Origin of the sequence: Nocardiopsis metallicus, assembly GCF_014201115.1 — a bacterium.
GTDB classification, from domain to species: Bacteria; Actinomycetota; Actinomycetes; order Streptosporangiales; family Streptosporangiaceae; genus Nocardiopsis; species Nocardiopsis metallicus.
In genome coordinates this window covers 4,387,914-4,411,514 of sequence record NZ_JACHDO010000001.1, presented here as the reverse complement: position 1 = coordinate 4,411,514, position 23,601 = coordinate 4,387,914, and the positions used below count along the sequence as shown (strand labels likewise).

16 protein-coding genes are annotated in these 23,601 nt (G+C 71.1%); 7 read left to right on the top strand and 9 right to left on the bottom strand.

Annotation, left to right across the window (positions count from 1 at the left end; genetic code table 11):
* Positions 1-48: 48 nt before the first annotated feature.
* The 4 genes from HNR07_RS19180 to HNR07_RS19165 all read right to left on the bottom strand — a co-directional run bounded on the left by HNR07_RS19180 (position 49) and on the right by HNR07_RS19165 (position 5,496).
* Complete coding sequence (locus HNR07_RS19180; protein ID WP_184366164.1) at positions 49-654, bottom strand: malonic semialdehyde reductase; 606 nt, start codon at positions 652-654, stop codon at positions 49-51.
* Positions 655-779: 125 nt separating this feature from the next.
* Positions 780-1,946: a glycosyltransferase family 4 protein gene (locus HNR07_RS19175; protein ID WP_184366163.1), complete on the bottom strand. Its 1,167-nt coding sequence runs from the start codon at positions 1,944-1,946 to the stop codon at positions 780-782.
* Positions 1,947-2,231: 285 nt separating this feature from the next.
* Positions 2,232-3,602, bottom strand: coding sequence for a nucleotide sugar dehydrogenase (locus HNR07_RS19170; protein ID WP_184366162.1), 1,371 nt, complete (start codon positions 3,600-3,602; stop codon positions 2,232-2,234).
* Between the two features lie 112 nt (positions 3,603-3,714).
* Positions 3,715-5,496 (bottom strand): glycosyltransferase family 4 protein, encoded by a 1,782-nt coding sequence (locus HNR07_RS19165; RefSeq protein ID WP_184372312.1) that lies wholly within the window; start codon positions 5,494-5,496, stop codon positions 3,715-3,717.
* A gap of 265 nt (positions 5,497-5,761) precedes the next feature.
* Here HNR07_RS19165 and wecB point away from each other — a divergent pair, with 265 nt between their 5' ends.
* From wecB to HNR07_RS19150, 3 genes are all read left to right on the top strand, one after another.
* Positions 5,762-6,871, top strand: coding sequence for a non-hydrolyzing UDP-N-acetylglucosamine 2-epimerase (wecB, locus tag HNR07_RS19160; RefSeq protein ID WP_184366161.1), 1,110 nt, complete (start codon positions 5,762-5,764; stop codon positions 6,869-6,871).
* A 120-nt stretch (positions 6,872-6,991) separates the two neighbouring features.
* Positions 6,992-8,764 (top strand): hypothetical protein, encoded by a 1,773-nt coding sequence (locus HNR07_RS19155; RefSeq protein ID WP_184366160.1) that lies wholly within the window; start codon positions 6,992-6,994, stop codon positions 8,762-8,764.
* 83 nt (positions 8,765-8,847) lie between these two features.
* Positions 8,848-11,040 (top strand): glycosyltransferase, encoded by a 2,193-nt coding sequence (locus HNR07_RS19150; RefSeq protein ID WP_184372310.1) that lies wholly within the window; start codon positions 8,848-8,850, stop codon positions 11,038-11,040.
* On the opposite strand, the gene HNR07_RS19145 is transcribed toward HNR07_RS19150, so the two are convergent.
* The 3 genes from HNR07_RS19145 to HNR07_RS19135 all read right to left on the bottom strand — a co-directional run bounded on the left by HNR07_RS19145 (position 11,037) and on the right by HNR07_RS19135 (position 15,424).
* Entirely contained in the window at positions 11,037-13,181 is a 2,145-nt protein-coding gene (locus HNR07_RS19145; protein WP_184366159.1) for a SpoIIE family protein phosphatase, read from the bottom strand. The two genes, HNR07_RS19150 and HNR07_RS19145, sit on opposite strands and share 4 nt — an antisense overlap.
* Before the next feature lie 225 nt (positions 13,182-13,406).
* A complete protein-coding gene (locus HNR07_RS19140) occupies positions 13,407-14,690 on the bottom strand; it encodes a sensor histidine kinase (protein WP_184366158.1) in 1,284 nt (427 codons plus the stop codon).
* A 65-nt stretch (positions 14,691-14,755) separates the two neighbouring features.
* Positions 14,756-15,424 carry a response regulator transcription factor gene (locus HNR07_RS19135; protein ID WP_017570862.1) on the bottom strand — a complete coding sequence of 223 codons (669 nt, stop codon included), beginning with the start codon at positions 15,422-15,424 and terminating at the stop codon, positions 14,756-14,758.
* Positions 15,425-15,641: 217 nt separating this feature from the next.
* Here HNR07_RS19135 and HNR07_RS35630 point away from each other — a divergent pair, with 217 nt between their 5' ends.
* Positions 15,642-16,352 (top strand): hypothetical protein, encoded by a 711-nt coding sequence (locus tag HNR07_RS35630; RefSeq protein WP_184366157.1) that lies wholly within the window; start codon positions 15,642-15,644, stop codon positions 16,350-16,352.
* Positions 16,353-16,516: 164 nt separating this feature from the next.
* The gene (locus tag HNR07_RS19125; RefSeq protein WP_184366156.1) at positions 16,517-16,993 is read left to right on the top strand and encodes a hypothetical protein; all 477 of its coding nucleotides are present in this window, start codon (positions 16,517-16,519) and stop codon (positions 16,991-16,993) included.
* 97 nt (positions 16,994-17,090) lie between these two features.
* On the opposite strand, the gene HNR07_RS19120 is transcribed toward HNR07_RS19125, so the two are convergent.
* Complete coding sequence (locus tag HNR07_RS19120; protein WP_184366155.1) at positions 17,091-19,232, bottom strand: bifunctional metallophosphatase/5'-nucleotidase; 2,142 nt, start codon at positions 19,230-19,232, stop codon at positions 17,091-17,093.
* A gap of 383 nt (positions 19,233-19,615) precedes the next feature.
* Here HNR07_RS19120 and HNR07_RS19115 point away from each other — a divergent pair, with 383 nt between their 5' ends.
* Complete coding sequence (locus HNR07_RS19115) at positions 19,616-20,107, top strand: hypothetical protein (RefSeq protein ID WP_184366154.1); 492 nt, start codon at positions 19,616-19,618, stop codon at positions 20,105-20,107.
* On the opposite strand, the gene HNR07_RS19110 is transcribed toward HNR07_RS19115, so the two are convergent.
* Positions 20,104-21,153: a serine/threonine-protein kinase gene (locus tag HNR07_RS19110; protein WP_184366153.1), complete on the bottom strand. Its 1,050-nt coding sequence runs from the start codon at positions 21,151-21,153 to the stop codon at positions 20,104-20,106. The two genes, HNR07_RS19115 and HNR07_RS19110, sit on opposite strands and share 4 nt — an antisense overlap.
* Before the next feature lie 585 nt (positions 21,154-21,738).
* Here HNR07_RS19110 and HNR07_RS19105 point away from each other — a divergent pair.
* Positions 21,739-22,803, top strand: a complete 1,065-nt coding sequence (locus tag HNR07_RS19105) for an IS110 family RNA-guided transposase (RefSeq protein ID WP_184366136.1) — start codon at positions 21,739-21,741, stop codon at positions 22,801-22,803.
* Positions 22,804-23,601 lie beyond the last annotated feature (798 nt).

Genomic DNA, 23,601 nt, shown 5'->3' with positions numbered 1-23,601 from the left:
AAGGGCGGGCGCCATGCGGCGCCCGCCCCTTTCGCGGCTGTTCCGGGATCAGATCTCGGTGACGGCCTCTTCGTAGTCCAGGCGCGGGAGACGGTCGAACCAGGCGTCGGGACCCGGCTTGCCGATGTTCATGACCACGACCGGGGTCTGGGTGGAGTCCTCGCCGAAGAGCTCCTTGCGCAGGCCCTCGGCGTCGAAACCGGTCATCGGGCCGGCGGCCAGGCCGGCGGCCCGCACACCCATGATCAGGTAGGCGACCTGGAGGAAGGCGTTCTGCAGCGCCATGGACTCGCGGGCCTCGACCGGCATGCCGGCGAAGTTGTCGCGGGCGTCCGGCATGACCGGGAAGGTCTTCGGGAAGTGCTCGTGGAAGGAGCTGTCCGCGGACAGGACCAGGGCCAGCGGGGCGGTCGAGGTCTTGGGGGCGTTGTTGCCCGCCATGTGCTTCACGAGGCGCTCGCGGGCCTGGGGGGAGCGGACGGCGGTGACCCGCAGCGGCTGGTTGTTCATCGCCGTGGGGCCGTACTTGACCAGGTCGTAGATTGCGCGCAGCTGCTCGTCGGTCACCGGTTCGCCGGTGAAGGTGTTGGCGGTGCGGGCGCTACGGAACAGCAGGTCCTGGGCGTCCTTGTGCAGGACCAGGGTGTCATTCATGGCGAAACCTCGGCGGTGCTCGTGCGGGTGGTGGGAGCCGTCGGGGGACGGCTACCGGTCCCAACCTAGTTGACTAGGAAGATATTTCCGCCCAAACAATGTGTGAGCTGCTTCACGGCCCCGAGTCACTCGCTGAACGCCCTGCGGCTGCGTCCTCCCTGGCGGGGAGCTCGCGGGCGGGGGATCCTGGGTGCGGGGCCGTTGGCCTCGGCCACCCACTCCTCCAGCTTCTTCACGAACAGCCGCGCCTGCACCGGCCAGTGGAACGAGGTCTGCGCGATGTGGTGTCCGGTGCGGGCGTACTCGTGGCGCAGCGCCTCGTCGCGGCGCAGTTCCAGTACCGCCCGTGCGGCCGCCGCGGGGTCCTGGAAGGGCACCACGGTCCCGGCAGGGCCCTCCGGGCGCTTGGCGACCAGGGCCGCGGCCATCGGGTTCGGTGTGGTGACCACCGGCAGCCCGTGGGCCATGTACTCCACGACCTTGGTGGGAAGGGAGTGCCGGTAGTTGTCGGTGTCGTGCAACAGGCTGATCCCGGCCAGCGCGCCCGCGGCCATGCGCAGGGCCCGGTCGTTGGGCACGAAGCCGTACCAGTGCAGAGCGTTCTCCTGGTGGGCCTCGCGTAGCAGCGGACGGGTCTCGTGGTCGGCGCCGCCGATCACCTCCAGGCGCACCCCGTGCTCGCGCAGCTGGCGGCCCATGTCGATCAGGTCGTGGGCGCCCCGGGCCCTGGACAGCTGGCCCAGGTAGACGACCCGGCCGTCGCCCGGCGGACGGAGCGGGGCCTCGGGGACGTCGGTGGTGTTGGGCACCACCGGGTGGTCGCCCCTGAAGCGCGGCCGGTACCCCTCCTCGGCGAGGATCAGGCGCATCCGGCGTTCGGCGCGGCGTTCGAAGCCGCGCACCACACTGCCGATCGGGCGGCGCAGCGGCCGCGGGACCCACGGCTTGGTGAGCAGTGCGGCGGGCGTGTCCTCGTGGACGTCCCACACCGTCACCGGGCGCTTGGCGGGCAGGGCGAGCAGCAGTTCGGGATCGTGGAAGAGCAGGAGGTCGGCCTGCGGGGCCAGCTTGGCCAGTACGGCCCGGGCCGCCTTGATGGCGGACATCCGGTCGCGGCCGGAGGCGCGGGGCACGTCCACCGCGCGCACCTGGTCCCAGGGGATCACCCCGCACTCCCGGAACGGAGCCACATAGGTCACGGTGTGTCCGGCGTCCACGAGCGCTCGGATCTGGCGGTGCAGGATCCGGGCGTCCTCGGGGTGGTGCACAATCGTGGCCACAAGCGCGTGCATCGAGATCACCTACGTGTGTCACCGTTTGGTATTACTGGTCCGTATTCGATGATCCGCTCTGAAGGCGCGGTATCAGCTGCACGACACGGTATTCACCTGCGGAAACACACTGAGGAAAGCCGAGTGGACACGGGGGGTGATTCGGGTGAACCTTCGGTCGGGCGACGGTGAACGCGCGAAGGCACGCCGCCGAACGCCGTCTGGCGTCCGAGTCGACGTGCCTTGTGGTCGGCCTTGTGCGCGGCTGCGCGGGGCCGCGTAGACCTGGCAGTCCCGAAGCGGTGGCTAGAGGGTCTGCACGCCCTCGCGCTGGACGCGGCGGCGGGCCTGGGGCGGAACCCCGGCCACGGACTCGGCCTCCGGCTCGGGCCGGCGTAGGACGCCACGGGTGTCCAGGAGCAGCCGCGCGTACTCGGTGAGCAGCTTGGGCCGGTACTCGCTGTGGTCGGTGAGCAGGATGGTCAGGTCGGCGTCGGCCATCGCCTGCTCCAGGTCGGTCGAGCGCGGGACGTCCACCCCGTCCACCTGCCAGGAGTCCACGCGCGGGTCGTGGTAGGTGAGCGTGGCGCCCTTGGCGGCGAGCTTGCGGGCCACCGGGCGGGCGGGCGACTCGCGCTGGTCGGCGATGTCGGCCTTGTACGTCACGCCCAGCAACAGGACCTTGGACCGCGAGAGGGCGAGCCCGGAGTCGTTGAGCAGCTCCTGGGCGCGCTGGGTCACGTAGGCGGGCATCCGCCCGTTGATCTCCTGGGCCAGCTCGACGAACCGGAACGGGTAGCCGAGGGTCTTGACCTTGTAGGAGAGGTAGTTCGGGTCGATGGGGATGCAGTGACCGCCCACGCCCGGACCGGGATAGAACGCCTGGAAACCGAACGGCTTGGTGGCCGCCGCCGCGATCGAGTCCCACAGGTCGACGCCCAGCTCCTGGCAGAATACGGCCATCTCGTTCACCAGGGCGATGTTGACGTGCCGGTAGGTGTTCTCCAGCAGCTTGGCCATCTCGGCCTCGCGGGTGCCGCGGGTGCGGACCACGGTGTTCACGAAGTGCTCGTAGAAGGCGGCGGCCGCCTGCCCGCACTCCTCGGTGAGCCCGCCGACCACCTTGGGGGTGTTGGCCACGCCGAAGGTCGCGTTGCCCGGGTCGATCCGCTCGGGAGAGAAGGCCAGGTGGAAGTCGGCCCCGGCGACCAGGCCGGACTCCTCCAGCAGCGGCCGGACGACCTCCTCGGTGGTGCCCGGGTAGGTGGTGGACTCCAGGATCACCAGGGTCCCCGGGGACAGGTGGGCGGCGATGGCCTTGGAGGCCGACGTGACCGCGCCCAGGTCCGGTCCGCCCTCCGGGGAGAGCGGGGTGGGTACGCAGATGACGATGGTGCGCGCCGTGGCCAGGCACGCCGGATCCGTGGTCGCGCTGAACCCCTGGTCCAGCATCGAGGTGACGTCATCGGAGGACAGGTCGTCGATGTGCGACACGGCTTTGTTGAGTCCGTCGACCACTCGTGTACTGACGTCGAAACCGGTCACCCTCAGTCCTGCTGAGACGGCCTCGGCCGCCAGAGGTAGACCGACGTAACCGAGGCCGAGGACGACGAGGTCGCTGGCCGAGCCGGAGCTCTGCTCGGGGACAGTGGCTGGGTTGGAGGCTGCGGCATCCACTTCGTGGTCACACTCGCATTCATTTCGTGAACGGGCGCAAATATTCGAGGCTTGCCGTGGGACTGCCATTCGGAGTGCTGGACGTCCGAGTCTAGGCAGACGTTGACCTCGGTTACGGATTCTGGCCTGGTCCGGACATTTTTCGAATAAGAACCCGATACGCCTGGTTGTAGCGGTATACGGCCTGGGCCCACGTTCGTTTGGCGCCGACACGCTCCTGACCTGCTCGGCCGTAGGACGTCCGCTTTTCATGACTGTAAGCGAGTTTTGTCAGCACATCAGCTAGACAGGCCGATTCGCCAGCCGGAATTAACTCACCGGACACCCCCGGTTCCACGATCTCTCGCAGTGCCGGGAGGTCACTCGCGACGACAGGAAGCCCACCGGCCATAGCCTCCACCGGTTTCAACGGAGTCACCAACCGACACACCCGTTCATCGAGCCGCGGAACGGCGAACACGTCCAGGGCGGCGTGGTGGTGCCGGACCCGGTCGGCGGGGACCCGCCCCGGGAAGTGCGCCGCACCGGCCAGCCCGAGCCGCTCGGCGCGATCGCGCAGTGTGGCCAGTTCCGGCCCGTCACCGACGATCAGCACGTGCGCGGACTCGCCCCGCGCGCGCATGGACGCCACCGCGTCCAGGAGCACCTCCAGCCCCTCGTAACCGAAGCAGCTGGTGGTGGTTCCGACCACGAACTCCTCCCAGCCGATGCCCAGCCCCTCCCGAACCCCGTCCCCCGGGGGCAACGGTTCCAGGAACGACGCCTCCACGGCGTTGGGCACCACCAGCAGTCGCTCCCGGGGCACCCCGCGCGCCTCGATGTCGGCGCGCATGGCCTCCCCGAGCGTCACCACGAGGTCGGCGGCGAGCATGCACTCGGTCTCCTTCGCGCGTTCGGCCCGATAGAAGGCGTCGTCCACGCTGCGCGAGGGGTCCCGGGACAGCCAGGACTCCTCCAGGAAACCCCGCACCTCGTAAACAACCGGGATGTCGTACCGGAGCCCCAGCTCCAGTGCCAGCCGCGCGTTGTGGTGGTTGCTCGCCGCGTGCAGCACGTCCGGGCGCAGCGCTTCCACCAGCTTCGACGCCAGCCGCAGCCCGGCCTCCAGCTCCTCGGCGTGGTCCCTGGGAGCCGTCCACGGCAGTAGCCGGTGATAGGGGATCCCGTCCACCCGCACCAGCGTGCGCGCGTCCAGCTTCCCCTTGGTCAGCGGATACCCGGCCCGGGTGGCCACGTGCACGTCCATCCCGGCCTCGCGCTGCGCCACCGCGATCTTGTGCGTGCGCTGGGTGTAGCCCGCGTTGGTGTGCGGCAACGCGTTGGTGACCAGGTGCAGCACCCGCACCCCAGCCCCGGGCCTGGCCGGATCCGAGGCCACCCGCTCCGAGGCCACCCGCCAAGCCCCGTCATCGCCCCCCTCGGGGGGCGTAGCGTCCGCCTCACCGGACGTCCGCGCCGGTCGCTGAGCGTTCACCGTGTCGTCAGGCCGCGTTGGCGCATCGCGGGTTAACGTGAACCCGTGACGGTCAGGCGAAACGGACGCAGACACGGGGACGGCGCGCCCCGTGGCCAGGGCCGTCCGGTGCTCCGCCGTGGTCCGATGCGGCCCCGGCGGGATGCGTTCGACCAGTTCACGCGCGGTTTCGGCGTCTCCGGCAGCCAGGGCCGCCGCGACCAGGCGCCCCGCCTTGCGGGGCGAGGCGCCACCGGCCGCGGACAGCAGCACTTCGCGTGCCTCCTCGCGTCGCCCCCGGTCCCACAGGGCGTAGGCGCGCGGCAGGGCACCCGCGCGGGCCGCCACGGCGCGGGCCGCACCCCGTACGGGGCCGGGCAGCAGCCGGGGCGCCAGCAGCGGCAGGCGAGCGGGATCGGAGCGCAGATGGTGCCAGGCCAGGGACGCGGTGAAGGTCACCGCCCTCGGCCACAGGACACGCGGACGCGGAACACGGGGTTCGGGAATCTGGGAGTCATCCACGGTCAGTCACACAACCACGTGGACGTGGCCAGGTGGTGACACCACGGCGACACGGACGGAACGGCTGGGGCAAGGAACTCCGTCACCTGACCCGGGCGCCGCATGACCGGCCCCGACCCGCCCAGCCGTCATCAGACCCACACCAGCACAGCAGTCACCCCACCAGAAGCAGAAGGAAGCAGCCGTGGCAACGAGTGCCCCTCTTGGCAGCCAGGACACCGGGATAGTCCACGTCGTCGGGGCCCGCCCCAACTTCGTGAAGGCCGCGCCGGTCGTGGCCGCCCTGCGCGGGCGGGGCGCGCACCAGACGGTCCTGCACACCGGTCAGCACTACGACGACCGCATGTCCGCCGTCTTCTTCCGCGACCTCGGCCTGCCCACCCCCGACGTCGACCTCGGCGTCGGCTCGGGCTCGCACGCCGCCCAGACCGCCGCCCTCATGGTCGGTCTGGAGAAGGAGTTCACCGCCAACACCCCGGGCATGGTCGTGGTCTACGGCGACGTGAACTCCACCATCGCCGCCGCTCTGGTCGCCGCCAAGCTCGGCATCCCCGTCGCGCACGTCGAGGCGGGCCTGCGCTCCTTCGACAACACCATGCCGGAGGAGGTCAACCGGCGCGTCACCGACCAGCTCAGCGACGTGCTGTTCGCGACCAGCCCCGAGGCCGTCGGCCACCTGGCCGCGGAGGGCGTCTCCCCGGACCGCGTCCACCTCGTCGGCAACCCGATGATCGACACCCTCCTGGGCAACCTCGACCGCTTCGACGCCGACGCCCTGCGCGCCCGCCTCGACCTGCCCGAACGCTACGCGGCGGCCACCCTGCACCGGCCCGCGAACGTCGACGACCCCGCCAACGTCGCCCGCCTCACCGAACGCCTGCACGAGATCGCCGACCTCACCGACGTCGTCATGCCGGTGCACCCGCGCGGCAAGGCCGCCTTCGACGCCGCCGGACTGGGGGACCACCCGAGGGTGCGCCTGCTCGAACCGCTCGGCTACCTCGACTTCGTCGCGCTCACCCGCGGCGCCGCCGCCGTGGTCACCGACTCCGGCGGCGTCCAGGAGGAGACCACCATCCTCGGGGTCCCCTGCCTCACCCTGCGCCCCAACACCGAACGCCCGATCACCATCACCCACGGCACCAACCAGCTGGTCACCGAGGCCGACCTCCTGCCGACCCTCACCAAGGTCCTGGACGGCCGCACCGGAGAGCGGATCGGCGACGTGCCGCCGCTGTGGGACGGCCGTTCCGGGGAGCGCATCGCCTCCGTCCTCACCCAGTGGTCCCGGTGACCGGCATGGTCGAAGTCCCGGACCCCCTCCGCGCGGGCTCCCCCCGGCACCTGGACCGACCGACGGGCACAGCGGTGCCCCGACCCGAGGTTTTTCGAACCGAGCACAAGGTGGCAGACCGTGAAACGGCGTGAACAGAGCCAGACCGAACAGCTTCGGCAAGCCCTTGCCGAGCGCGAGGCCCAGCTCCAGGAAGCCCAGGCCCGCCTGGCCTCGCTCGAGGGCTCCACATCACTCCAGGTGGGCCGTGCGCTCACCGCCGCCGCCAAGCGCCCCGGCCGCTCCCTGGTCAAGCTCCCGCGCGACCTCTACCGGCTCTGGCGGCGCAGCGGCAGCACGAACCACACCGCACGCCGCCGGGTCGAACCCGTCCGCTCCTTCGACGCCGAACGCCAGGAGGCCCGCCTCCTCACCGGGCTCGGCGGCGGCCGCGAGGACCTGCTGGTCGTCGCCACCGTCCTCGGCCCGGCTGTGGAGAAGGCCGTCGACCCCTACCTGCGCTCGGTGCCGCTACGCCCGCACGACGCCCAGATCGTCATGGACGCCGTCGACGTCGACCTGCTCCTGGTGTCCTCCTCGGCGGCCGCGCCCGGGTCGCCCTGGGCGCACGCGGGCGACCCCGCCGCCGTCGACCGCACCCGCGCCCTGCACTGGGTCCTGGAGTCCGCGGCGGCCCGTGGCGTCCCCACGGTCCTGCTCGACGACGCGCCCGCCCCGCCCGCCCTGCGCCAGCTCGGCTTCGACCGCGTGCACAAGGGTGACGCCGGGGTGCCGCTGCACCTGTTCAACCCCGTCGCCGCCGAACTCGTCTCCGGGCCCGAGGCGGTCTTCGTGCGCACCGCACCCGACCAGCCGGTCCCCGACGTCCTCCAGGACCTCGGCGTGGGCGTGGTCGACGCCGACTCCCCGGGCCTGCCCGACGCCCTGCGCGCCGCCAACGTCGCCGTGATCCCCGAGTCCGGCCACGGCGACCTGCGTCTGCGCCGCCGGGCCTGGGCCTGCGGCACCCGGGTCATCACGCACCCGGCCGTGCCCCTGCCCGACACCGAGGACCTCGCCGTCAGCGTGCCCCGGCTGCGCGCGGAGCAGCCCACCCCCCGCGAGGTGCGCGCCATGCTCCGGCAGGTGTTCCTCGACGAGGCCGCCCCGGTCCGCCTGGCCGCGCTCCTGCACGGCCTCGACTTCGCGGCGGGCACCCCCGGCACCGAACTCCCGCTGAGCGGCCGCGGTGTCGCGATCCTGGCCGACCCGGCCTCCGAGGCCGACGCCGAACTCCTGGCCGAGGACCTTCTGGGCTCCCGGCTGCGCCCGGCCGAACTGGTCGTGCCCGACACCGCCGCCCGGATGCCCGGCGTCCAGCGCCTGCGCGCCGAGGGACTGACCGTGCGCACGGTCCGCTCCACCGCGCCCGACACCCCGGAGGAACTCACGCGGGACCAGACCCGTTCCCAGGTGGGCGGCTTCCCTCCGCAGCACTGGGCGGCCCTGGCCGAATGCGCCACTTCGCCCTGGTCACACCTGTGGACCGGGCCGGTCGGCCGCCACCGGCTGGCCGACCTCGCCTGCGCCGCCGAGTGCTCCGACGCCGACGCCGTCGGCACCCCGAACACTCCCGAGGGCGCGGGCAGCGCGGCGGTCGGCGGCACGGCACTGGCAGGGGCGGGGGAGCGGGGCTTCTTCGACCGCGACACGGGGGGACGGCAGTATGTCTTCGTCACCTCGGTCACCCCTGAACTCGCCCGCACCGAGCTGCTGCGGCGAGGCTGGCCCCCGGCGGAGTGGAACCGGCGCGGCACCCGCCTGCTGGCCCTGGGCCCCGACCACGGGACCGGGACCGACGGCGACAACGAGGGCCCCGCCCACGCCGACGCCTCGACGGGTGCGGTCGGGTGAGTGACCGCTTGACCACCCAGACTGTGGGCCACCCATCAGCATCCGAAGGGAAGAACGTGAGCACACCTCCTCCGCGCGCACTCTTGTACGGGGACGTGGACCTGAACATCATCGACGGCTCGGCGATCTGGGCGCAGTCGATGGCGCAGGCCCTGGCCGCGGCCGGATGCGAGGTCACCCTGCTGCTCAAGGCCCAGGTGCGCACCGACCGGCTCACGGCGCCCCTCACCGAGACCCCCGGAGTCCGGCTGGTCCGCCCCTACGAGGACAAGATGCTGTCCGACCTCGGTCCGCGCGGGCTCACGCCCGAGCAGGCCGTGGAGCTCATGGGCAGGCTGCACACCCGCAAACCCTTCGACCTCGTGGTCGTGCGGGGCCGCCGCCTGGCCGGACTGGCCGCCCAGAAGGAGGCCCTGGCCGGACGCCTGTGGACCTACCTCACCGACTTCCCGCACAGCGTCGGCGAGCTCACCGCCACGGCCACCGCCGAACTCACCGACATCGCGCTGGCCTCCCGGTTCGTGCTCTGCCAGACCGAGGAGCTGCGCGCGTTCCTGGAGTCGACGGTGCCCGCCGCCTGCGGTCGTTCGGTGCTCTTCCCGCCGGTCGCCGCGGTGCCCGAGGGCCTCGCCGCCGACGGCCAGACCCACGCCCGCACCCGGCTGGCCTACACCGGCAAGTTCGCGCCCCGCTGGAACACCCTGGAGATGACCGGGCTCCCCGAGGAGCTCTCCCGCCTCGGGGTCGACTCCGAACTGGTGATGATCGGCGACAAGATCCACGCCGAGCCCGCCGACTGGGCCAAGCGCATGCGCAAGGCCCTGGAGAGTACCCCGAACGTGGACTGGCGCGGCGGTATGGCCCGTGCCGACGCGCTCCGCCAGTCCGCCGAATGCGACTTCGGACTGTCCTGGCGCGACCCCGACATGGACGCCAGCCTGGAGCTGTCCACCAAGGTCCTGGAACTGGGCGCCCTCGGCCTGCCGGTGGTGCTCAACCGCACCCCGATGCACGAGGCGCTGCTCGGCGCGGACTACCCGCTCTTCGCCGGTGAGGACACCGCCTCGGTGGCCGCGGTGATCGCCCGCGCCTACCACGACCGCGCCGTGTACGCGGAGGCCGCCGAGCGCTGCCGGGCGGCCGCCGCCGAGCACACCCTGGAGCGGGCCGCCGAACGCCTGCGCGGCTACCTGGCCGAGACGATCCCGGCCGCTCCCGCGGGCGCCGACCCCGAACGACCGCTCAAGGTGGTCATCGCCGGTCACGACCTCAAGTTCTTCACCCGCCTGGCCGAGTACCTGGACTCCCTGCCCGGCCTCGACGTGCGCATCGACGAGTGGGAGGGGCTGAGCACCCACGACCAGTACCGGTCCCGGGAGCTCGCCGGCTGGGCCGACGTCGTCATCTGCGAGTGGTGCGGGCCCAACGCCCTGTTCTACGCGAAGTGGAAGCGCCCCGACCAGCGGCTGATCGTCCGCCTGCACCGCTTCGAGCTGTACGCCGAGTGGCCGCGCCGACTGGACATCGGCAAGGTCGACGCGGTGGTGTGCGTGAGCCCGCACTACGCCGACCTCACCCGCGAACTCACCGGCTGGCCCGCCGACAAGGTCGTGGTCCTGCCCAACTGGGTGGACGACCGCCAACTCGACCGGCCCAAGCTCGCCGGGGCCGAGTACTCGCTGGGCATGATCGGCATCGCGCCCTCGCGCAAACGTCTGGACCGCGGCCTGGACGTGCTCTCGGAACTGCGCCGGATGGACCCGCGCTACACGCTGTCGGTCAAGAGCAAACAGCCGTGGGAGTACTGGTGGATCTGGAACCGACCCGAGGAGCGCGCCTACTTCGAGCGGGTCTACCGGCGCATCCAGCGTGACGAACAGCTGGCCTCCGGGGTGATCTTCGACGGCTTCGGCCCGGACGTGGCCACCTGGCTGCGCCGGGTGGGGTTCGTGCTCTCCACCAGCGACGACGAGTCCTTCCACCTGGCACCCGCCGAGTGTGCGGCATCCGGCGGCGTCCCCGCGCTGCTGCCGTGGCCCGGGTCGGACACCATCTACGACCCGCACTGGATCCACGACGACCCGGTCGTGATGGCCGAGGCGATCCACGCCACGGTCTCGGAGGGCCGGTTCGCTGAGGAGAGCGGTCGGGCCCGCGCCGAGGTGACCTCGGTGTACGGCCTGGAGCGGGTGCGCGGCCTGTGGAGCGACCTGGTGGTTCGAGGCGAGGTTCCGGCCGGGCGGGGTTCCACCGCTCACGCCGGCGCCGGGGGTTAGCGGCTGTCCCGGGGCGGCGTCCGCGCACGCGCGGGAGCCGCCCCCCAGTTCTCGGTGCGCAGCACCATGAGCGCGATGTCGTCGCGGCGGTGCGTCTCTGAGAGCGCTGCCCGGGTCAACTCGTCGACGACCTCGTCGATCGGTCTGCGGGACGTCTCCGCGAGCCGGTCGGCGAGGTCTTGCTGCGCCCTCTCCAGGTCCACACCGGGGCTTTCGACCAGCCCGTCGGTGTACAGCGCCAGCGTGGCTCCCGGGTGGAGGGTGAACTCGCTCTCGGAGTAGTCGGCCTCCGCGTCGATGCCGAGCAGGAGTCCGTCCGGTGCGGGCAGGACGCGCCCCCCGGAGTCATCGGCCAGGACCGGGGAGGGGTGCCCGGCATTGGCCATGCTCACCCTGCCCGTCGCGGGATCCAGGCACAGGTAGAGGCAGGAGGCGAACAGTTCCGACTCCATCAGGCACAGGAGCTGGTTCACCCGCCGCAGCACAGCGCCTGGCCCCTCGTCCGAAGTCGTGGCGTAGGCCAGCAGGGCGGTGCGGAGCTGCCCCATGAGTGCCGCGGCCGAGACGTTGTGCCCCTGGACGTCGCCGATGGCCGCCCCCGCGTTCCCGCCCAGGGGTATGAGGTCGTAGAAGTCGCCGCCGATGTCCATACCGTCGGTTCCGGGCAGGTACCGGGTCGCCACGGAGAGCCCGCGCACCCGTGGGGTCCACCGGGGGAGCAGCGCGTCCTGGAGCCCGTGTGCCAGGCCGAGCTTGAAGTCGTACAGGCGGGCCCGCTCCAGTGCCTGGGCGATCAGGCCGCCCAGCGCGGTGAGGACGCCCCTCTCCTGCACGGAGAACGTGTGCTGGTCGGTGAAGGCGAGCACACACGTGCCCGTCGTCCGCCCCGAGGCGACCAGCGGGAGGAAGGCCCAGCCCTCCAGGCCGTCCTGGATGTGGACCCCCGGGTCGGGGTAGGCGGAGCGGAGGTTGCCGGCGGACCGGAAGAAGCCCGGCACCCCGGTGACGGTGGTCCGCGCGACGGGGGCGCGGGTACGGGAGGCGCTCTCGTCCAGGAGCTCCAGGAAGTCCGGGTCGAACCCCCGCTGTCCGAGCAGGAGCAGCCGCTGGCGCCGCTGGTCGTGCCCGAACAGGGCCAGGGCCGAGGCGCCGAAGGTCGGCATGATCTCCTCGGCGACGATCCGTACCACGTCGGTCACACCAGCGGCCTCCGTGAGCGCCGAGGCCAAGTGCAGCACGTGGTAGAGGAATCCCGCCCTGGTGGGGGAGCGGGGCGCGTCCTCCCCGCTCTCGGCCCCGGCGTCCGTCCAGTCGACCTCCGTCGGGGTGATGACGACGGTGACCCCGGTGTCGTCGGGGTACAGGCGGAAGGAGAGCCAGCGGTCCGGGGGGTGCAGCGCTACGAAGTGCGAGGGCACCCGGCTGAACACGGTCGCCCGGTAGCGGTCCTCGTAGGCGGGGTCGTTCAGCCACGGCAGCGCGGCCCACGGAGTCCGTCCCAACAGGGCCCCGCTCGGAGCCTCCAGGAGCTCGGAGGCGGTCTCCGAGACCACGGTGAAGCGCCCGTTGGTATCGAGCGCGCAAAGCCCCTGGGGTAGGCGTTCCACCATCTCGGTGAAACCGGCTACCGGAGTGCGGGAGCTGTGCGGCTGGTCCGGGATGAGCGGGGTTTTCGGGGGAACGATCGGGGCACCCGACTCGCGGGCGCTTTCCAGTACCCTCGCGAGTTCCCGGGCGGCGCCGTCCAACGCACGCACCGCCCCCTCTGGGACCTCCGGGGTCTGCCTGGCGCGCCCGATGACGAACAGCGCGCCGTGGACCGCGCCCCGGTCGCCGATCGGGTAGGAGCCGATCGAGACGTCGTAGGGCAGCACCAGCGCGATCCTCGGGTAGCTGCGGGCGACCCCGGCACTGTCGGGGACCCAGATCAGGCCGCCGGTGCGGATCGCGTCGGGTACGGGCAGAGCCGTGTCGGGGCTGACCGCGTACCAGGCGTGCAGGAGGTCGGGCGGCATGCCGACGAGGACGGCCATGCGCAGCGCTGAGGACTCCGGGTCCCAGAGGTAGACACCGCCGGCATGCGCCTCCACGGCGGCCATCGCGCGGCGCAGGCCGCTGATCAGGTCTCTGGGACCCGGCAACGGGCCAACGGGCTCAGATCCAGACATACGTCCCCCTGGATGCGGGTGTCCCCGGGAGTGCTCCGCGGATGCTCTCGCCGGTGTCGGCGTAACACGCTCTGCATCCGAAGATACGCACTCCGGCTTCCGCCGCGGGTCAAGTGCGTGTCAGGCGTGTGCAGTCCGCGGGGGGCGGCGCGGGCCGTGCGGTCGGGCCGGTGGCCCCGGCGAACGCTCGGAGGAAACCTAGACCGGGCCGGTCATCTTCGACAGCCCGCCCGCTCCGGCGGGCAGGAACAGCGCGAAGGTGGTCGGCCTGGTCTGCACGAGCTCGATGCGGGCGCCCTCGGACTCGGCGATGTGACGGGCCAGGGCCAGCCCCAGGCCGGTGCCGCCGCCCCCGCTGACCTCGCGCTCGAAGATCCGCCCGGACAGGTGCTCGGGGACGCCCTCCCCCTCGTCGCTGACCTCTATGCGCACGGACTGGCCGGTGTCGAGACGGCGAATGGTCACGGTCCCCGCGCCGTGCTTGTAGGCGTTCTCCACCAGGGTGGCCAGTATCTGGGCGAGGTCGGTGGGAACGGTCATGGCGGTCAGCCCCGGGTCGCCGGTCACCAGGAGCCTGCGCTGTTCCTGGTGGAAGACCGGGGACCACTCCTCCTGGAGGTGGTTGAGAACCGGGTCGAGCTCCACCGGTTCCACCTCGGGGTTCTGGCTCTTGCGGGCGCGGCCGAGCAGGCTTTCGACGGTCTCGACGAGCCGTTCGGTCTGGGCCAGGGCCGCCTCGCCCTCCTCACGGACCACCTCGGGGTTGTTGGCCTCGGCGAGGATCTCCTCCAACCGCATGGTGAGCGCGGTCAGCGGGGTACGCAGCTGGTGTGAGGCGTCGGTGGCGAAGTGGCGCTCGGTGGCGATGAGGCCGGCGATGCGTTCGGCGCTGCGGTCCAGCACCTCGGCGACGCGGTCGGCCTCCGGGATGCCGTAGCGATGGCCCCACGGTGTGGTCACCCCGGAACCGAGGCGTTCGGCGGTGGCCGCGAGGTCCACCAGCGGCAGGGTGAGTCTGCGGGCCTGGAACATCGACAGGCCCACGGCGACCCCTATCGCGAGCAGGGACAGCGAGGCGATCCCCAGCCAGGCCCGGACCACGCTCTCCTGCACGTCCTCGCTGCTGCTCCACACCTCGACCCGGGTGAGCTCGCTGGTGGTGATGGACGCTTTGATCAGCGGCGGGGAGTCCGCGGACTCCGGGTTCAGGGCAGGGTCGCCCGCGGTCACCGCCGGCCCGTCCGCGGGTGTGATGAGCACGAACCGGTCCGGGTGCTCCCGGTCCAATCCCGCCAGGTCGATCTCACCGTGGCGGTCGAGCATGTTGTCGCTCTCGACACCGATCAGCTCGGCCTCGCCCTCAAGCTGCCGACTGGCCTCGTCGTGCACCAGTTTGTACGTGAGCGCACCCAGGGGCAGCCCGAGCAGCATGACGGCGATGACGGTCACCAGCAGGGTGGAGAAAACCATCCGCCTGCGCATGTCACCTCACGTCCGTCCGACCCCCGGGGCGGTCGACCGGCAAGCGCGTCGAACCCAAGGTCGTGTCAGTCTCGTTCGAACCGGAACCCAACGCCCCGGACGGTCGTGATGTAGGAAGGCTGGTTGGCGTCGTCCCCCAGCTTGCGGCGCAGCCACGAGATGTGCATGTCCAGGGTCTTGGTCGACCCCCACCAGTTGGTGTCCCACACCTCCCGCATGATCTGTTCCCTGGTGACCACCTTTCCCGCGTCGCGTACGAGCACGCGCAGCAGGTCGAACTCCTTGGTGGTCAGCTGGAGTTCGCGCTCGCCCAGCCAGGCGCGGCGCGAGTCGTTGTCGATCCGGACCCCGTGGACCACCGGGACCTCGGCCCCGCCGCGGCGCAGGAGCGCACGGACGCGGGCCAGGAGCTCGGCGAGTCTGAAGGGTTTGGTCACGTAGTCGTCGGCACCGGCGTCGAGGCCGACGACGGTGTCGACCTCGTCCGCTCGGGCGGTCAGGATCAGGATCGGCGTTCCGTGACCCTCGGCGCGGAGCCGACGTGCCACCTCAAGGCCATCCATTTCGGGGAGTCCGAGATCCAGGACCATGAGGTCGATGTCTCCCGCACGGGCGCGGTCGAGTGTCTCAATGCCGTTGACGGTCACGTCTACCGTGTAACCCTCGCGTCGGAGTGCGCGCGCGAGAGGCTCGGAGATCGAGACATCGTCTTCGGCCAGCAAAACGCAGGTCATGGAGCCGATCGTAGGTCCCGGGGGGCGCATTTCCCTATTATGCGCGCCGGATGGCCCAAGGTTGGCCGAAAATACGCTAATCACATACCGGTCAAATGGTGTAAATAGCCACCATGGGCCTTTTCTTTGCACGTTCTTGGTGAAACTGGGAAGCTGGAACGTGAGGGTGCGAGAGCGCCCCTCGGACGAACCTTCCCGGAGACAGAGGAGCTCGCACGTGAACCCCAACCCCCCGCCCTACGGCGGAGGCGAATTCGGCTTTCCCACGCAGGGCCCTCCGCCGGGATCTCCACCGGGACATCCGCAGGGATCCGCGCCCGGCGGCAGGTACGGGACCGGGATGGTCGCGGTGCTCGCCGTCATCGCGGTGCTGGCCGGTGCCTCGTTCCTCGGCGGCGGCCTCGCGCTCGGGGGCGTGGTCGCCGACCGGTTCGCGGTCGGCCAGGAGCCCGAACCGGAGCCCTCGCCCGCCGAGTCCCCTTCTCCGTCTCCCTCGCCCGAGGGTTTCCCGAGCCCGACCGAGGATCCCTTCCCCAGCCCCGATCCCACCGAGGAGCCCACCGAGCTCCCCACGCAGGAGCCCGAGGACCTGCTGTCCGCAGAGGAAGTGGTGGCTGGGCTGAGCGGTGACTACGACCTCAACGCGGGACTCGACATCACCGGTGACCTGTGCGACGGCGACGACGACGTCTTCGTCTGCACCAGCGCCGTGGACACCAACCTCGCTCGGATCATCGCCTTCGACAACATGTTCACGGCCACCATCGTGGTCGCGGGCCTGCGGTCCCAGGTGGAGGAGGACGACAACGACATGGTGGACGTCCAGGAGGCCTGCCACATCGTGCTCATCTGGTTCGATGACGGCTCCATGGACCAGTCCGAGCGCGACGACATGGCCGCGGACACCGAGGCCCTCACCGGGTGCTGACGGGCCTCCTGGCCGCATGCCGAGTCATTGCGTGCCCATTCGGTTGCCCTGAGTGACAATAGGGGTGTTGGTGGTGGTTGGTGGGTCTCGGGACCCCGGCCCCCACCCGACCTATCCCTACATCTCGGACCCCGAACCCGGTCCGGGGCACACGAGGAGTGCTGATGGCCAGGCGCGACGACACGGCTGGGAAACGACACGGATCCAAGGACCGGCGGCGTGCGGGCGTGCGGTTGGGCACCCTGGCCGCGCTGGTGGTGCTTCTTCCGGTCGCCTTCGCGGCACCGGCCGCCGGAGCGGCCGAGTACGCCGTGGCCGAGAGGGCCGAGAAGGCGGAGAGGGCCGAGGAGCAGCGCGCCGGGGCCGCCGGGCTCTCACACCGCCACTACTACTCCACCTGGCGCGACGCGCGGACCTACTGGTCGCAGGAGAGCCGTTACCCCACTGGCGGCTGGCTGTGGGCCGGGCGCCACTACTTCTTCTGCCAGGTGGAGGGGGAGCCCCACTCCGACGGCGAGGGCTACTCGACCTGGTGGGCGCTGACCGACGACCACACCGGCAACCAGGACGTCTTCGTCAGCGCCACCGCCTTCCGCGGGCACGAGCCCTGGCAGCCGATCGAGGGTTTGCCGCGCTGCTGAGCCGTTCCTTCGGGGCACAGCCCGTCGGGAGACGGCGAGGCGGGCCCGTCCGAGCGTGTCTCGGACGGGCCCGCCGTCTTCGGCCGGATCCGCTGACCTAGCCGTCGAGCCCGCCGGCGTCCGTGGTCGGCTTCCGCTTGCGGCTCAGGTAGAGCGCGCTGCCGCCGGCGCCCGTGGCGACCACCGCGGCGATGATCAGACCGGCCAGGGCGCCACCGGTCACCGGCAGGGAACCGGCCTTGTCGTCCCTACCGTCGTCCTTGCCGTCGGAGCCGCCCGGCTTCTTGTCGTCCGGGGCGTCGGTGGGCTTGTCGGTCGGGCCCGGCGTAGCGTCGCCGTTGTCGTCGTCACCGTCACCGTCGTCATCGTCGTCACCGCCTCCGTTGCCGGGGGGCGTGGTGGCCTTCTCGCCGATCACGATGCGGCCGGACCCGCCCTCGGGGTAGTCGGCGGCGGTGATCCGACCGCTCAGGGTTTCGGTGACGAAGTGCTCCAGAGCGCCCTGGTAGGTCGTGCCCACCACGGTGAAGTCGGCGTCCCGGAACGGGTACATGTCGCCACCGCGGGCGGAGAAGTCGTTGGTCGCGATCGTGATCGCGTCACCGTCCACGACCTCGCCGTCCTCGACGAGCACAGTGCCGTCGTGCAGGATCGCGTGCCGCACGCGCTCACCGGGGGTGGTCACCTCGCCATCCTCGGTGACCACCTGGGCGGTCCGCTCGGGGTCGTAGGCGAAGTTGACTCCGGCGACCTGCATGAAGCCGCCGTCGGCGGCGGGCGTGGCGGCCACACCGCGCTCCAGGAGCTCCTTGACCTGGCTACGCGCGATGCCCGGGACCACGGCCACCTGGTTGGCGAACGGGGCGATCGAGTAGGTGTCCAGCGCCGACAGCGGACCGGCCGGGATCACGGAGTCGTTGCGGATGCCTCCGCCGTTCTGGATGCCGATCTGCGGCTCGGCGACGCCGTAGTCCTCGGCGTTGCGCTTGCCGGCGTCGAGCAGGGAGTCCGCCATCAGGTTGCCAAGGTTGGTCTCCTGGGTGCGCACCCCCGGGTCCCGGCCGCCGTCCAGGGCCACCTCGCTCTGCGCGATCTCGGTGTTGCCGAGCTCCTTCACGTAGTCGGCGACCGGCTTGGTCACCTGTGCTTCGACCTCGGGGTGCGGCTCGACGGCGTCGTCACCGGTACCGGAGACCCGGACCGGGCCGGAGCGGTCGCCGACCGAGGCCAGGTCACCGTTGGCGTCGAAGTTGAGGACCAGGCGGCCCACGTACTTGTAGTCGGAGCCCGCGGTCACGATGGGCACCTCGGCGCCCTCGGCATCGTCCACCCACAGCGGGTAGGACAGCGGTGCGCCGGTACCCGGGTGGACGGTCACCTCGTCACCCGGGACCAGGGCGTCCTCCGGGTTGGCCATCACCTCGTGGCCACCGCCGGAGACGACGGCGTCGACCCCGGTCAGCTCCCGGGCGACCCGCTCCTCGTAGGTGATGTTCTGCAGGTGGGAGATCATGATGATCTTGTCGACCCCGTCGGCGGCCAGCCGGTCCACCTCGGCCTGAACCGGGCCGACGACCTCGTCCAGCACGACGTTGCGCGGGCTCGAGATGGTGGCGAGCGCCGGGTAGAGCGCGCCGACGATACCGACCCGCACATCGTCCTCGACGTCGACGACCGTGCTCGGGGCGATCCGGCCCGCGGCCTCCAGCGCCGCCAGCTCGGGCTCACCGGACACGTCCACGTTGGCGGCGACGAACGGGACGTCTTCGGTTACCGCACTGATGAATTCGGCGTACAGCTCGGGGCCGAAGTCGAACTCGTGGTTGCCCATGGAGATCGCGTCGTAGCCCGCGTAGGAGGTGGCGATCGCGTCGTAGAAGGGCGCGCCGTCCTCCAGCGAGGCGGAGAGCTCGGGGCCGGGCAGGTACATGTCACCGGAGTTGACGGCGACCACACCGCGGCTGTCGGACTCGTCGTCACCGGCGCCGGTGCCCGCGGCCTCCTCGTCACGCAACTGGTTGATCAGCGTCGCGTAGCGCGCGGCTCCGCCGAATTCCGGATCGGCGGAGGCGTGCAGGAGGGCGGACTCGGGGTCGTTCCCGTGCAGGACGGTGAGAGTGAAGGCCGCGCCGCCGTCAGGGGTGTCCATGGGCGCGGAGGCGCTGGCCGTCGGCGCGAAGGGCACCACCAGCGCGCTTGTCAGGATCAGTGCGCCGGATGCGCGCACGAGTCTGGACATGTCTGCTGTGACTCCTTTGGGGGATCGTGCGGGGTTTCCGCTCTGAGGCGGGAGGGGGCAGAGTTTGTTCACCCTAGATGGGGACAGGTGTGGGAGCACGGGCCTGGGGGTTACGATTTGCAGAATCTCCCGTGTGCAGGCAGTTTTCCAACTTCCGCGTGTCGCTGAAGCTTGCGGTCTGCATATTCGGGTCGCTCTGAGTGATGATTTTCGGCCTGTGCCGTCGGCCGGATCCGCCCACGGGCCCGCACCGCCGCGACCACGCGCCCCTACCATGGAGGGGACAGTCGGCTCGATTCCCTCGGAGGACGTTCGTGTTTCCCTCTGGCCAGGACCCGTACGACCCCAACGCGGGACAGAACGGGGTCCCCTCACCGCGAGGGATGCCCGACTTCAACGCACCGCACTACGAGGCGCTGCGTCCTGACGCCCCCATGCCCAAGCGGGTCTCCACCGTGCGCACCCTGATGTACATCGGCGGTGTCTGCGGGATCCTCATGTCCCTGCTCTTCGTCATGGGCCTGTCCGCCTCTCCCGAGGAGATGCAGGCGGCGCTGGACGAACAGACCGCGATGGCCGCCGAGCAGGGCGTCGCCATGGCCTTCGACCTCGACATGATGCGCTCGTTCATGGCCTTCGCGGTCGTGGTGACCGGACTGTACGGCGCCCTGTCCTTCTTCATCGCCTCTCGCCTGCGCAACCGCACGGTGGGCGTCTTCTGGGCGACCATGCTCTTCCAGGGCGTGGCCGGCGGCATCCTGCTGTGGGGTCTGCTCGGCGGCGAGATCCTCATGATCGTCCCGCTCGGCTTCGCCGTCACGATGCTGGGCTTCATGTGGGCCAAGGAGAGCCGCGCCTACTACGGTCTGCTCTAGCCGCTCCCGCGCGGAGGCAGGGGGACCCGCACCGCGACCTTGGTCCACTGGCGCTCCAGCAGGGCGCGCACGGCCCGGGTCCCGGTGCCCGTCACCGGTTCCGCCGGAGCGCGGACCCCGCCCCCGGGGCCTTCCAGCGCCAAGACGGCCCGGAGCAGCTCCGTGGTGTCGGGCCGGTCGTCGGGATCCTTGCTCATCGCCGCCGCCACCAGCTTCTCCAAACCCTTCGGCAGGTGCTGGAGGTCGGGCTCCTCGAACTGCACCCGCCGGGACATCTCCTTGGGCGCGGCCATCCCGAACGGGTCGTGCGCGGCCGAGGCGAACGCGACCGTCGCACCCCACAGGAACACGTCGGACTTGTGCGTGGTGGGCTGGCGCTGGTACTGCTCGGGGCTGATCCACCCCGGGGTGCCGAGCTTGTCGCGCTGCTGGGCGGGGCGCTCGTCCGGCAGGGAGTCCGGGGAGGGCAGCTTGAGGTCCCGGTAGGCCCGCCGCATCCGCCGCAACCGGATCCACTTCGTGGGGTCGGGGTCCTCCACCGCGTGCGCGATCCCGAAGTCCAACAGCTTCGGCCCCTGCCCCGAGAGCACCACGTTGCTGGGCTTGAGATCGCGGTGCACCACCCCGGCCGCGTGGATCGCGCGCAGCGCCTCGGCCACCCCCACGGCCACGCCGAGCAGCATGCCCCCGCGCAACCGGCCGAACCTCTCCACGTGGTGGCGCAGGGTGGGCCCGGGCACGTACTCGGTGATCATCCACGGCGGTTCGGCTCCCACGTCCGCACGTACGAACCGGGCCACCGAAGGGCTGTTGACCTTGGCGAGAAGCCGCGCCTCGTGCGCGAACCGCTCCCGGAACCGGTGGTCGCGCGCCTGCGCCGGGTGCACCACCTTGACCGCGAGATAGCCGTGCACCCCGGGTGAATCGGCGGCGTAGACCGTGCCCATGCCGCCCGAACCCACCCGCCCCCGCACCCGGTGCCCGCCGATCTCCCGGGGGTCCCCCGGCTCCAGCGGGGCGAGTCGGCGTACACCGCGTGCCTTCATGAGAACTCCAACCGAGCGTGGGGGAGGGACGTGCCGGATCCTATCCGCAGACCTCTGGCTGGGACCGGACCACGACGGTCGTGGGGATCCCTCTTGCAACTCACCCTCCCCGACGGACACCCCGTCCACCTGGACCCCCTGACTGCTTCGCGCCGCCCCTGCAATCCCCGCCCCTGCGCGAGCCCGTCCGCGTGCCGCGTCCGGTCACCCGTACCAGCGAACACCACCAGCGGCCCGTCAGCCCCCGGGCCCGGTTTCGGCCCCGGTTTCAGAGATGATCTTGCTACCAGGGGCAAGTTCGGCGCCGAACTTGCCCCTGGTAGCAAGATCTACTGGTTCACCATGGTGGGTGTCGGGAGGGTTTCGACGGGAGCCGCCCGGCAGCGGCGCTGGGGTGACTCCAGCAAGATCTGTCCCGCGTGGACCTATCGATGACCTGTCCACCAGCGCTCGCAGGCCAAGGCCCTGGCCGCGGGAGTGACCTCATAGAAGCCTGTGCAGCCGATAACTCACAGTAGATCTGTCCCCCGGGCCAGGGCCCTGGTAGTCGTCCCGTTCCTGACCAAGAGGAAGCAGGACACCACCATGGTGACAGTGGGTATCGATCCGCACAAGGACATGCACCAGGCCGTCGCGCTGGCCCAGGACGGCACCCGCCTGGGCAGGGCCAAGAAGGTCAACACGGGCCCCCAGGCCCTGGGCCAGCTCTTGGCCTGGATCCGTGCCCTGGCCGCAAACAGCCCGGTGCTGTGGGCCATCGAGGGCGGCCCCGGCCTGGGCCGGGCCCTGGCCGACGCTCTGCTGGGGGCGGGCCAGGAGGTGGTGTGGGTGCCACCGCGTGCTATGGCCGCCCACCGCCGCCTGGGCGGGCCGGTGGGCGCCAAGTCCGACGTGATCGACGCGGTGGCCATCGCGCGTGCGGCCCTGGCCGACCCTGGCCTGGCCCGTCACCGGATCGACCCGCAGGTGCGGCAGGTGCGTGTGCTGGTGAACCTGCGCCAGAACCTGACCGATCAGCGTGTGGCCCTGACCAACCGGGTGCTGGCGGCGGTGCACATCGAGCTGGACCACCGTCTGGGCCAGGGGGCGTTGGCCACCCGGGCCAAGGTGGGGCGGGTGCGTGCGCTGGTGGAGGGGGCCGGGTTGGACGAGATGGTGCGGTGGGCTCTGCTGGAGCAGTTGGAGGAGATCCACACCCTGTTCGTGCGTGCGGCCGAGGTGGAGCGGCGCCTGAAGGAGTTGGTGGAGCCGTTGGCGCCGAACCTGTTGGGGATTCGTGGTGTGGGTGTGGTCTGGGCTGCGGTGTTGCTTGCGCAGGTGGGGGATGTGTCGCGGTTTGCGACCTCGGCGAGGATGGCGCGGTGGGCGGGGAGCGCGCCGATTCCGGTGTTTTCCTCGGGGCGGGATCGGCACCGGTTGCACCGGGGTGGGAACCGGCAGGTGAATCGGGCGTTGCACTCGATCGGGGTGGTCCAGGTCCGGCTGGGTGAGCCAGCGCGGGAGTTCGTGCGTTCCCGGGAGGGGGCCAAGGGCACCAAGGGTGCGTATCGGGCTTTGAAGCGGCATCTGGTGGATGTGGTGTATCGGGCGATGGTCGCTGATCAAGTGGTGAGAGGGCGGGCTGAGGTCTGTCTTCAACCCGCCACTTGACATAGAAGCGTCATCGGGGGTGAGGGGGTTTCGGAAGCGGTGGGCAGCCTTAGGCGCGGGTTGCGGTCGCGGTCGCGGTCGCCCTGGCTTGCCCAGAGTCACCACCACAGCGCTGAAGTCCCGCCCTCACCGCCGGGGGTCCGATGGCACGCGCGACCGGACGCGGCACGCGGCCCGGTCCGCGCAGGGGTGAGGAACCTGCTGCCCTCGCTGCCGCTTGTCCCTCCGGGCGCATGGGCGGCCGGGACACGGCCAGGCGTTGGGCTCCGGGCCGGGGAGAGGACCGGCCCAAGGCCGCGCGGTTGGTGTCTGCCGTTGCCGTTGGGCTCCTGGGTTCCTTCGGGGGACCGTCCACCACCACGGGCCGCTCCTCCCCCCGTTTCCCCTCAGCCGCCCACCGCCGTCGCGGCGAAGCGGGTCAAGGTGGAGCGCCCTGCGGGCGAAGCCCTGGACGCGACGACCTTGACGCGGAGCCCTCGACGCGCGCAGCGCAGACGGCAACCATCAAGCGACGGGAAACGGGAGGACCGCAACCAGAAACACAGGCTCCAGGACCTACGCAGGTCCTACGCAGGCCCCTCCCAGGTCCCCAGGGCCCGGTAGCCATCCGGGGTCGATGGAGGACCTGCCGCAACGTGGCGCAACATGCCGTTTCGGGGCAGATGCGGGGCGCCTGTCCACAGGATGGTGGCCCGGGCTCCCGAAGGTCGGTGTCCTCTGGCAATGTCGAAGTCAGCACTGGCAGAGCAAGCCAGCACGGGCGGAGTCAGCACGGGCGGAGCCGGTACCGGCCGGGAA

Coding starts and splice junctions, on each gene's coding strand:
- HNR07_RS19180 (WP_184366164.1), bottom strand. CDS start 654: ATGAATGACACCCTGGTCCTGCACAAGGACGCCCAGGACCTGCTGTTC.
- HNR07_RS19175 (WP_184366163.1), bottom strand. CDS start 1,946: ATGCACGCGCTTGTGGCCACGATTGTGCACCACCCCGAGGACGCCCGG.
- HNR07_RS19140 (WP_184366158.1), bottom strand. CDS start 14,690: ATGCGCAGGCGGATGGTTTTCTCCACCCTGCTGGTGACCGTCATCGCC.
- HNR07_RS19135 (WP_017570862.1), bottom strand. CDS start 15,424: ATGACCTGCGTTTTGCTGGCCGAAGACGATGTCTCGATCTCCGAGCCT.
- HNR07_RS19125 (WP_184366156.1), top strand. CDS start 16,517: ATGGCCAGGCGCGACGACACGGCTGGGAAACGACACGGATCCAAGGAC.
- HNR07_RS19120 (WP_184366155.1), bottom strand. CDS start 19,232: ATGTCCAGACTCGTGCGCGCATCCGGCGCACTGATCCTGACAAGCGCG.
- HNR07_RS19115 (WP_184366154.1), top strand. CDS start 19,616: ATGCCCGACTTCAACGCACCGCACTACGAGGCGCTGCGTCCTGACGCC.
- HNR07_RS19110 (WP_184366153.1), bottom strand. CDS start 21,153: ATGAAGGCACGCGGTGTACGCCGACTCGCCCCGCTGGAGCCGGGGGAC.
- HNR07_RS19105 (WP_184366136.1), top strand. CDS start 21,739: ATGGTGACAGTGGGTATCGATCCGCACAAGGACATGCACCAGGCCGTC.